Raw genomic sequence first — 11,137 nt, 5'->3', positions numbered from 1 at the left:
GTCGGCACCGTACAGGTTTCACCTTTGGCGGGAACGTAATAAACCTCCGCCACATACACAAAGTTCGGCGGAAGATCAGCAGTAAAGGTAAAAGTGTTGGCGCTACCGTTGCCGCAGCTTGCCATCAAGGGAAAACAGCTAAGCAAAGCCAAATGCTGAAGTGCCAGGCTCATAACGGACCCTCTCCTTGCCAAAACTCCATTTCCTGTTGCACCCGCTCGAAATGTGCGGCTGGCGTTTCATCGGGATGCGGCGGCCAGCGCTCGGCCGGTATACCGCCAGGTTCGGTTAAACTCAGCGCAAACAACAACGCCAACTGCACCGGTGCTACCCAGCCCCATGCTTCAGCCAGCGCCAGTTGTTGGTCCAGCCACGCTTCGGGATCTTGCTGCTCAGCCAGTGCCAGGTAGGCTTCCAGGTGCTGGTCCAACAGATAGCGATAGGCATTGGTTTTGCGTGTATCCGCTACCTGCGTGGCCGGCGCAGGGATTCGCAGCCAGGCCGGATCCTCAGGAAGCGCATAGTGACCTGGAGCAGGATTTGCGCTGACCTGCCAACTTTCACCCTGCCAATAGCACACACTGATCGCGGGCCCCAGGTAAGCGGGCAACAGGTTCTCAGGTAAATACCTCAGCGCCCGGTTCAGCACGCGGTTGTCATGAAAGCGGTACAGCGCCTGATTCGGCCGGGTGCCGACAATCGCTCGCTCGCGCCAATGCTGGAGCAGATCAAGTTGTTCGCCTTCAGCGATGCTCGCCAGCCAGCCCCAATTGCGCTGTGGGGCCTCAAGCAAAGCATTGACACCGTCATCGCCAGGATTGTCGACAACGAACAGGAAAGGGCCGGCCTCGGCAAGGCCTGAAGCCTGGGTGTCGCGATAAACACTGTAATGCTGGTCAGGCACCTGACGGTTCAACAGCGCCAGGTGAATACCCTGTTCACTTTCAGCGTCCAGCATCAGGCAAAGGGTTCGCCCCAGGCGAAGCTGCTCCAGCATCCACTGGCGAGGTAAGGTAGTTGTCATACCGCGCCCCCCGCAGGCGAGCACAGGCCATTTTTACAGGCCTCGCAGAGTGGACAGAAATCTGCGCCCTGAGCCTTGGCAACGGCCATGAGCGCCTGTTGTGCAGGGGCGATTACTGGCGGCAGGTCGGATGGCGTCATCAGCGCCTGAAGTACGCCGGGTAACAGTGGATTCGCTGCAGTCCCTCCCTGCGGCGCCCCGCCGATCTGGATTGCAGTACTGCTGAAAATGCCGCCAGGCCCGACCACAATGTGCTGACCGCCACCTTTCAAGGTGATGCTGGCGCCGGCATCGAGGATCACATGGGCGCCTGCCTTAAGGTGCACTTGCTGACCCGCTTCAACCACCAGCGTTTGGCCAACGCGGGTATGGCTGCTGCTGGCGACCTGCAGGTGGTCGTTGGCCTTGAGCTCAACTTTACGGTCCGCTGTCACGGTGCGCTGATCTTCAGCTTCCAGTACCGCAATGCTGTTGCCCTTGATGGTTTCCCGGCGTTCGTGACCGACTTCCAGCTGGCTGTCGTTCTCGATCTTCTGCTCCAGGTCACGCTGGGCCCGCAGGTAGATTTTTTCCTGCCCGGCCCGGTCTTCAATCGACAGTTCGTTGTAACCGCCACCGGCGGGCGAACTGCGGCTGCGCAACACGGTTCTGGTTTTGTTGGTGGGCAAGGGATACGGCACCGCCGTGCGCGTGTTGGGCACACAGCCGGTAATCAACGGCTGGTCGGGATTGCCCTCCAGGTAGGTCACCACCACTTCCATACCGATGCGCGGAATGGTCACCGCGCCAAAGCCCTCTCCGGCCCAGCTGGATGAAACCCGTAGCCAGCAACTGCTCTTGTCGCTGTTCAGCGCGGCGCGGTCCCAATGGAACTCGACTTTCACCCGGCCATGCTCATCGCAAAAGATTTCTTCGCCCTCAGGCCCGGTGACACGGGCGGTCTGGCTGACCAGCACGGAATTGCGGGTGACCAGCGGTGGCCGGTAGAACACGTCCCAGGGAATGGCACTGAAGTTGTTGCGGTAGCCTTGGCTAAAGCCGTCTGCGGGCGGTTTTTCGCTGCTGGCCGCCTCCTCCAGCACCTGCGGCTGCTTGCCTTCGTGGGTCACGCTGAGCAATAGCCATAAGTCGTTACTGGCTTTACGCGGGTGTTCGCGCAGGTCAAAGAAGTGACCGCTACGCAGGCTCGGCTGATCGCTGTTGCCTTCGGCCAGCTGGTAGTCGATTCGATGCCGTTCCAGGGCGCGGCGGGCCAGTTGTTTGCCGCGTTCTTCGGTGTCGATCGGCGTGGGGTAGTGGTAATCCTCAAGCGCCGGTTTGAACTCGGCGGTGAAGCGGTTTTCCACCAGCCGGCTGGGGCGTTTCAGGTCGTAGTCGCGCCGGGTGACGGCACTGGTGCGGGTGTTGAAGCGCCGGGAGAACTGGCTGATGACCGGATGCTCGGCCACCTGCCCGGTGCCTTGCTGATAAGGCGTTGCCCCCAGTTTGGGGAAAAACGTCTGGTCTTCGGTGAACACCAGCCGATGACCGTCCGGGCTGTGCTGGTGATGCCAGGCAATGCCTTCTTCGCTGCACAGCCGTTGCAGTAGCTGGTAGTCGTTTTCGAAGTATTGAGTGCAGTATTCGCGTACGGGACTGTTGCGGACATGAAAGCTATAGGCATCGGCCTGAATGCCATGACCCTGGAGCACTTGGGCGATGATCTGCGGCACCGTCAGTTGCTGGAAAATTCGCTGATTGTGGCTGAACTGCAAGTAGTGCAGCGCCGGGACCAGGGTCAGGTGGTAGCGGGTCAGGCGTGTACCGGGCTCCTCCACCCGAACGTCTTCGATACGACCATGCAAGCCTTCCCCGTTCAAACCAAAGCGCAGAAACGCCGGTTGACTGAGCAGGCTTTCAAGATCGAAGTCAGGGTACTCACTGACCAGTTCGATGTGGACCGCGTACAGCGTGCTGATGGCTTCCGTGCCGTCAAACGCCAGGACCTTGAAGTCGTGACGTACCATAGGGATCAATAGTTCGAATTGCACGGCATTGCCCGGCGTGAACATAGACTTGTCCTTAAGCAAGGTGATTAGTGGTGATACAGCCAGCGCTGTAGCCACGACGTGGGCCCCCTGAATGCATCCTGTAGCTGGGAGACCGTGGTGAGCCGCGCCGCCGGATCAAAAGCCAGCGCCCGCTGCAGAACAGGCCAACAGTGTTTCGGAAGGTTGCGAGGTGCTTGCAGTTGATGCTCAAGGCGCTCTTTGCGAGCCTGGGTGGAAGGCAAGCGCCGGAATGGGTGTTTGCCGCAGGCCAGCTCATAGATCACACACGCCAGCGCATACAGATCGCTACCGACAGACAGCGCTCCGCCCTCCAGCAATTCCGGGGCGGCATAGCTTGGCGTCCAGGCGTTGAAGCGGCTGCGGCTGAGCTGCGGCAGACCGGTCAGGATGCCCTCCTCGGCCTGGCTGAGGCCGAAGTCGAACAGTCGCACACCATCTTCACACAACATCACGTTGCTCGGTTTCAGGTCGCCGTGCAGCACACCCTGTGCGTGGCTGTATGCCAAGGCATCGAGCAGTGGCCGCACCACCTCGCACAGCTCATCGCATGGCAGACCGGCAGGGCGTTCGCAGAGCAGTTTGTCCAGAACCAGGCCGCGCATCAGCTCCATGGTGATGAAGGCGCGCTGGCACTGGGTATCCACCTCGAAACTGTGCAAGCGCACGATGTTCGGGTGACGCAGGCGTCGGGTCAGGGTGAACTCGCTGTAGAGCAAGGCGCTGGCATCCGGCGATTCGGAGAATGCTTCGCTCATGACTTTGAGCGCTATGTAGGGGTCCGGATCGCCGAACTGTTCGTGCAGCAAATCCCGCGCGCGGTAGACGGCGCCCATACCTCCGGCCCCGAGCAGGCGCTCGAGGCAGTAACGGCCGGCCAGTACCTCCGGTAGTCCGCCCACTGGTGCCACGGACTTGTCTTTGGAGCGGGAATGCTTTCTGGAGCGCTTGCGGCCCTTGCCCTTGGATGCCACCGGACGCGGTGCCTGATTGGCGTTGGCGAAGGCGGAACAGCTCAGGTCGCTGGACGCCTCCTCGCTCATCAGCAGGTCATCCCGCCCGGCATTGAGATCACTCACTGGCGGATCACCACGGCGGTCATGTTGTCCCGTGCCGCGCCCCGCATGGCGCCAGCAAACAGACGATCCAGCGCCACTTGCGGCGAAGCCAGGCTCAAGGCATTGCCCAGCGCGTCGCAGGTCAAGCCCTGATACAGGCCGTCACTGCACAGCAGGAAGGCATCACCGGGGTAGACCTGCAGTTCCAGGATATCCAGGGTCAGTTGCTCGCCGGCGCCCACCGCCCGGGTCAGGGCATTGGCCGCCGGATGCGCACGCGCCTGTTCGACGCTCATCTGTTGCTCGTCGATCAATTGTTGCTGCAGCGAATGGTCCCTGGACAGCTGGTACAAACGCCGCCCGCGCCACAGGTAACAGCGGCTGTCACCCGCCCAGATGCACGCCGCGCGGTTGCCTTCCAGCAACAGCGCGACCACCGTGCTGCCGATGATGCTGTCCTGCCGCCCGGCGGTGACGGTCAACTCCTGGCTCAGGCGCCGGTTGAGCCAGTGCAGGCACTGGCGCAGGCCCTTGAGCTGCTCGTCGAAACTGTCCTGCGCGGGCAGCTCGGCCAGGCTGGCGACGATCAACTGGCTGGCGATATCGCCGCCCTGATGCCCGCCCATGCCGTCCGCGACCACCCACAGGCCTTGCTGCGGACAATCGAGAAAGGCATCTTCGTTGCGCGCCCGCACCTTGCCCGGATCGGTGCGCGCCGCGCTGCGCCAGGGACCACTGCCGCGCATCAGAGCTGTGCCGGCATGCGGTAGCTGCGTAGCACACGCACGTCGAACGGGTTCGGCGCACGCTGGCTCATCAGCAGATAGTTGGCACGCAGCCCGCCCACCTGAGCCTTGAGCACCAACACATCACGACCCGTCAGGTACTCGGTCTGCATCAGGTCAAACAGGCGGAACAGTGACCAGGGGCCGGTGTTCTTCTCGATGCCGATCGGGCGTCCGACCATCTTCTCCAGTACCAGGCTGGTGCGGCCGTCTTCAGCGTCGGTCGGCCACTTGAACGACATCGGCACGATCGGACCGTGACGGTACTCCATGGTCTTGTCGCCGAAGCGGAACTCGGCACGGCTGACTGTCGGGTCCAGGGTGTACGGCTCCAGCTTGAACTGCACCTGCGGCTGCGCCGGGTCCTCCGCGAAGAAGCTCTGGCGGATCACCTGGGCCGCCGCCATCTGGTCGAGGTAGGCCTTGGACATCGGCAGACTGTGGCCGTCGATACTGCGCAGGCGGTAGTTGCCCGGATCGCCACTGACGAAAGGCCGCATGTAGGTGTCAAAGAAGCGATCGGCAATGCCCTGGGCCTTGAAGAACTCACGGAAGTCATTGATGGCGACATCGCTGGTGCTGTGGGCACTGAACGGGTAACGCTTGTTGATGGCCTTGCCGTAGAAGCTGTACAGCTCGCTCTGATAGCGCTGGTTCAGGTACTGATAGGCGTCGTTGAGCACCAGGCGCCAGGCGTCCTCTGCCAGCAGGTTGAACCATGCACTGACCGGGCGCGGCAGGCGCACCGAGGCGTTGCGCAGGTTGCTCAGCGCATCGCGCTGGCCGCCCATGCGGGTCCTGGCCAGCTCATACGCCGCCTGCTCGGGCGCGCTGGCACGGGCCAGCCCGGCCAGTTGCAGTTGCAGGTCATTCAGCGCCCGTAGCGCTGGCGTCAGGTCCGCCGCCGGGCCGTTGTTGTCATCAAGCAGACGGTGCAGCGGCTCGAAACGACGCTGCAGCGACTGCTTCGCCGTGTCCGGCAGCTTCTTGGCCAGCGCTTGCTGAGCCTTGCCTGCGGCAGCCGCTGCAACCTTGCCCAGCGCCCCGCCCTTCTCGGCCGCCTTGTCGGCCATGACGCTCATCTCTTCGGCACTTTCTGCAATAGATTGGAAGCGGGTGTTTTCACGCACCGCCACCAACAGTTGCAGCACCGGCGAGCTGGCCGACGTCAGGCCGGCGAGCTGATCGGCGCCTTCGCCGGCATCGCTGAACGGTTGCAGGCCAACCTGACCGACCGCGTCACTCCAGTGGTTGGCGTAATCGCGGAAATACAGCTGCTCGAGTGCCACCATCAGGCGGCGCAGGTCCATGCCGCTGATACCGCTGCCCTCACCCAGCACCCAGTTATCACGCAGGATATCGCTGACCAAGGCGGTGCCCTGGACCGAAAAGTACTGCTGATAACCGTCCTGGGTGTAGAAGCCCGGGATGGCATGGTCAGTACCGAAAAACAGCTCGCCCTGCGACCCCAGGTGCTGGCTCAGGCGGTATTCCGGCAAGCTGCGGGCCTGTTCGCGCAATTCGCGATAGACCACGCTGGCCAGCGACTCGCTGCGCAGCACCTGGCGGGCCTGGGCCACCAGCGTGTCGTTGAGCGGGTAGCTAAACGGCAGCGCGAGTAGCCGCTCGAAGTGAGCGTTCAACCCGTTCTGCACTGAAGTGTTACCGGCGTAGCGCGTAGACCAGTCGCTGGCCACCCAGTCCTTGAGCCAGGACGGATCACGACGATCCTGCATGTTCAGCATCAGGTACGCGCGCAGGCTGTTGAGCAGGCGGCCGCGATCGCGCATGTTGCTGCGGATCTGCCCTTCCAGCATCTGCGCCACCCGAGGCAACAGCTGCGCCTGCAGCTCGCGCTGATAGGCGTCAAGCACCACCGGATTGCTTTCCTTGCCCTGGTACAGGCCGACCCGCTCGTGCAGCGAAACATCGCCCTTGTCCGGGAACACCTGGGTGGCCTCGAAGCTGGTGTCGAGGGGCTTGAGCGCCGCCATCGCGTCGTCACGGGCGCTCAGGGCCGTGCGCTGCTGATTCCAGTTTTGCGCCAACGAGCGCAAGCTTTCCAGGCGCTGGTAGTTGGCGGAGAAACCGCCAGCCCAGAGCAGACCGAACAACACCAGGGCCATCAGCGCGCCAACGTACAGCCCACGCTGGCCCCAATGGATGCGATTACGCTCACGCTTGTCCAGGCCCGCCAGGTCGGCCTCGGGGAAGATCACCCGGCTCAGCAGGTGGTGAATGAAACGCGGGCGACTGCTGCGCAGGGTCGGCTGAGCGCCGGCTGCCCTGCCCGGGCGAGTGCCGCCGTCGGCCGTCTTGTCGTCGGGCTTTTCGCTCAGGTGCGGCGCGCTGGTCAGGTAAAAGCCGCGCAGGCGGCTGGCGCGCTGGTAGCGGTTGCCGGAGAATGCTTTTTCAACGAACTGGCACAGGCCCTCGCCAATCTGTGCCAGTTGATGCGGGAAGTCCAGGATGCGGCCACGGCACTCGGTGTTGCGCTCCTGATGCATGCGCATGATCACCTGGCTGTTCAGGCGTCGTAGCAACTCTTCGAACTCGTGACGCAGTACAGCGCCGTCGGTGCCGTTCTGCTCCTTGCCAAAGGTGGTGCCAAGCACCTGTTCACTTTCCTCGCGGCTCAACTGATCGAAGAACTCGTCAAAGCCGAGCAACTGGTCGGCCTTGCTCAGCACCAGGTACACAGGCACATCGACGTGCAACTGCTGGTGCACCTCCTGCAACCGCCCGCGTACCTGGGTCGCCAGCTTTTCCAGGGCATTTTCATTGTCGTTGAGCAGCCGCTCCACCCCGATGGTCATCAGCACACCGTTGAGCGGTCGCGCGCGACGGCGCTTGCGCAACAGGTTGAGCAAGGCGCTCCAGGCGCTACCGTCGACATCTGCGTTGTCTTGGCTCAGGTAGCGACCGGCGGTATCGATCAGCACACCGTGGTCAGCAAAGTACCAGTCGCAATGCCGGGTGCCGTCGGTGCCATCGGTGCCGCGGGTCGGCTTGCGGTCGATCTGGTTGATCGGGAACTCCAGACCGGAGAAATCCAGCAGGCTGGTCTTGCCACTGTTTTGCGGACCGATCAACAGGTACCAGGGCAGGTCGTCGCGCCAGCGCTCACTGCGTCCGCGGTACAGGCTCGAGGTCTTGAGGGTATATAGGGCGTCCTTGAAGCGGCGACTCAGCGTTTTCTGCTCCTCGTCAATCCGCTCTTGCCGACGCAGACGTTCCTGGCCATCTTCGCTATCTTCCACCGCTTTCTTGCGGATCCCGGCGCGCCAGCTGACAAAGACCATGGTCAGGCCCCAGATCAGGAACAGCACGCTGATGGACAGCAAACGCGAGGTCGCGCTTGCCCAGAACTTATAATCGTTGACCGCCAGCAGCGGCCCGGCGAACCACACCAACAGCGCCACGAACAGCACCAGCAACAGCGTCCAGAGCCACGTCTGGCGCAGGAAGGCAGTCATTTTCTTGATGAACGTTTTCATTACACCTCCCTGTATTGCTGCTGAGGCTGGACCGCGGCCGGGTCAAGCTGCTGATAAGGTTGCAGAACGGTCTCGCGCTGCTCGCCCAGCACCCAGGCGAACCCCGAATACATCACCGCCAGGCAGATCAGCGTGAACAGCACCACCATCCACCACGGCACGATGCGCACCAGCCCTCGGCGTTTGTCGCGCAGGCCCTCCCAGCGTGGCGACAGCTCGCGTGGTACATCGCCACGCAACTGACGGATCTGCCGGTACAACGCATCGCGAATACCGTCGAGTTCAAGGAAGCCGCGGGGGATGATCCGGTACTTGCCCTCGAAGCCCAGCGCCAGGCACAGGTACATCAGTTCCAGCATCGGCAGGTTCTTGACCGGGTCCTTCGATAGCCGACCCAGCAGCTGGAAGAACTTCTCGCCACCAAAGGTTTCGCTGTGGAAGCTACTAAGAAGGCTGGTCTGCGACCACGTACTTTGCTGGCCCCATTCAGTGGTGACCACCGCCTCATCGAGGACAGTGCAAAGTAAATAGCGAGCCGTGTTGACCTGATTCTTTTGCGCGCCATTGTTCCGGGCACGCACCTCGAACTGCTCAAGGCCGGTGGTCAAGCGTTGGTTGAGCGCGGGTAAGTCTTCGCAGGTTTCGCTGTGCTTCAGGCGCACCACTTCCGACAGCAGGTCGGAGGCCGCCGCCACCAGCACATTCAAGCTGATATTGAAGGTTGCGGCCGGGCGCAGGCGCGCAGCGTAGACCATCCGCTGGTCGAGTTGCTCGAAGCGCGGCGGCGGTGCCGAATCGGTCAGTGGCCCCTGCGCCGGGCCATGGCCCTGGCGATCGACCAGGACGGTTTTGTCGTCCTGGTCGTATTCGATGTTCTTGGTCATTTCGGTCAATTTCTTATCGCCCAGAATTTCAGTTCAAGTTCAGCGAATTCGCCGGACACATGGAAGGCGAAACCGCCAGAGCGCTCCAGTTGCGCCAGGTCTTCGGCAGTGAATTCGAGGATGAAATAGGTTTTGTTGGCGTGGAACGCGATCTGCCGTGGCGCCACCGGCAAGGGCTTAACCTTGATCCCTGGCAGGTGCAGGTTAACCAGTTGGCGAATTTGCTCCACCGCGCCGACCTTGAGGTGCGCCGGCAAGCGATGGCGTAGTTCTTCGGAGTCGCAGCTGGCACTGGCGGCGAGGACGAACGAAGCCGAACCCAGCAACTTGTGGTCGTGCAACGGCGCGACAGTGATCCCGTACTGACGCGCCTGCAGCTCCAGTTCAATGGCGTGCTGTTCGAGCACCATCGACAGCACCTGGCGGATCGCGTCCATCAAGGTGCGGAAGCTCGCACCCTGATCGCTGTGCTGGTAGCGACTGTCCAGCCGTGGCCGTTTGCTGTCGCTGGAGAAGGTCGCCAGGTCGCCAAGCATGGTCAGCAGCGTGCGGTACAGCTCCTGTGGATGCACCTGTTCCAGGTCCAGGTAGTGGCGCAGCAGCAGCTCGGTGCGGTTGATCAGTTGCAACATCATGAAGTCGCCGACTTCGGCACCACCGACCTTGCCGTTGGAACGAATCCGTTCGGCCAGGGAGTCGCCGCGATGGCTGAGCATGCTGATCACCTCCTTCAGGCACGACAGCAGGTAGCTCGACGCATGGGCGTGGATGAAAGTCGGCACGAACTCGGGGTCGAGCTTGATCACCCCATCCGGCGTGGTATCGAGGATTTCGCAGAGCTTGAGCTTCACATAAGCCTGGTCGCTCTGTTGCTCGCCAAGCAGCAGGCGCATGTCCGGGCGGGCGCAGCTGATCTGGCTGCTGGAATCGTCGCCGGCGTTGGAGTCGGCCACCGGCACCTCATAGGCGATGTAACGCGCCAGCACATCGGACTGCTCCGCACGGCGCGCCTCGATGTGGTTGCCGGTGACCAGCGGCAACGACAGGTAGACCGGGGTATTGCCGGTGTTCGGCGGCACGTCGAGGACCATCGGCTCGGTGTTGCCCCCCAGCTCGAACAGACTGCCGTCGGGAAAGATGCCGCAGGCCTGACTGATCACCAGTTTGCCCATGTTGAGGAACTGCAGATCGATCTCCAGCCCCAGAAACCCCCAGCAATAGCTGCCCAGCAGCTGCGTGCGGGTTTTCATCTGGTAGTCGTAGTAACGATCGTTATGCTGGAAATGCTGCGGACGCAGGAGCATGCCTTCCTGCCAAATGACCTTATGCATATTCATGATGACTTGTCCGCCTTGGCGAGCGTTGCATTGCTGGAGCGGATGCCGGCCTGGTCGAGGGTCAGATCGGCTTCGGTAAGCGCCACCGGCGTGAGCTGGACCACATAGCGCCACTGGGTGTCCGCCAGGTCGCGGTAGGCGGCAAGCACACCGACGTAGCGGCTGCCGTCTTCGACGCTGAGCTTGAGTTCGACGGTTTCACCCGGGCGCAACTCAAGCTCTTCGCTGGTCACCAGGTCCGGTGCCAGGGACTCCTTGGCGCGTTCGTAAAGGCTGAAGAAATCGGCGTTCTCGAAGGCCACCGGATGCTTGAGTTCGATCAGCCGCACCACAATCGGCGACGGCCGACCGTTGAGGTCCGGGTTGAGCCGGTCGCTGGCGGTCAGCTTGAGGTTCAGCTTGGTCATGCTCGAGTACGGCGACAGCGACGAGCAACCGGCCAGCAATGCCAGAGCCGTCAACGCAGCCAGCATCTTGAGTAACAGGGTCGAGCAGCGAGACATG

At 62.2% G+C, this 11,137-nt stretch carries 8 protein-coding genes; all 8 read right to left on the bottom strand.

Annotation, left to right across the window (positions count from 1 at the left end):
* Positions 1-169 precede the first annotated feature (169 nt).
* The 8 genes from NPS47_RS24090 to tssJ are packed head-to-tail and all read right to left on the bottom strand — an operon-like array spanning position 170 to position 11,136.
* Positions 170-1,024 (bottom strand): DUF4123 domain-containing protein, encoded by an 855-nt coding sequence (locus NPS47_RS24090; protein ID WP_274297248.1) that lies wholly within the window; start codon positions 1,022-1,024, stop codon positions 170-172.
* Positions 1,021-3,075, bottom strand: coding sequence for a type VI secretion system tip protein VgrG (locus tag NPS47_RS24085; protein WP_274297247.1), 2,055 nt, complete (start codon positions 3,073-3,075; stop codon positions 1,021-1,023). Before NPS47_RS24085 ends, NPS47_RS24090 begins: the two co-directional genes overlap by 4 nt.
* Before the next feature lie 23 nt (positions 3,076-3,098).
* A complete protein-coding gene (locus tag NPS47_RS24080) occupies positions 3,099-4,151 on the bottom strand; it encodes a serine/threonine-protein kinase (protein ID WP_274297246.1) in 1,053 nt (350 codons plus the stop codon).
* On the bottom strand, positions 4,148-4,876 hold the full coding sequence (locus NPS47_RS24075; protein ID WP_274297245.1) for a PP2C family protein-serine/threonine phosphatase: 729 nt from the start codon (positions 4,874-4,876) through the stop codon (positions 4,148-4,150). The genes NPS47_RS24080 and NPS47_RS24075 overlap by 4 nt, the downstream gene beginning before the upstream one ends.
* Positions 4,876-8,412, bottom strand: coding sequence for a type VI secretion system membrane subunit TssM (gene tssM / locus NPS47_RS24070; protein ID WP_274297244.1), 3,537 nt, complete (start codon positions 8,410-8,412; stop codon positions 4,876-4,878). The genes NPS47_RS24075 and tssM overlap by 1 nt, the downstream gene beginning before the upstream one ends.
* Positions 8,412-9,296 carry a type IVB secretion system protein IcmH/DotU gene (icmH, locus tag NPS47_RS24065; protein ID WP_274297243.1) on the bottom strand — a complete coding sequence of 295 codons (885 nt, stop codon included), beginning with the start codon at positions 9,294-9,296 and terminating at the stop codon, positions 8,412-8,414. The genes tssM and icmH overlap by 1 nt, the downstream gene beginning before the upstream one ends.
* A gap of 5 nt (positions 9,297-9,301) precedes the next feature.
* Positions 9,302-10,633 carry a type VI secretion system baseplate subunit TssK gene (gene tssK / locus NPS47_RS24060; RefSeq protein WP_274297242.1) on the bottom strand — a complete coding sequence of 444 codons (1,332 nt, stop codon included), beginning with the start codon at positions 10,631-10,633 and terminating at the stop codon, positions 9,302-9,304.
* Entirely contained in the window at positions 10,630-11,136 is a 507-nt protein-coding gene (gene tssJ, locus NPS47_RS24055; protein ID WP_274297241.1) for a type VI secretion system lipoprotein TssJ, read from the bottom strand. The genes tssK and tssJ overlap by 4 nt, the downstream gene beginning before the upstream one ends.
* Between the last annotated feature and the right edge of the window lies 1 nt (position 11,137).

Source organism: Pseudomonas putida (assembly GCF_028682475.1).
Taxonomy (GTDB): domain Bacteria; phylum Pseudomonadota; class Gammaproteobacteria; order Pseudomonadales; family Pseudomonadaceae; genus Aquipseudomonas; species Aquipseudomonas putida_AG.
The sequence above is the reverse complement of the archived record's forward strand: the minus strand, read 5'-3'. Positions and strand labels throughout refer to the sequence as shown.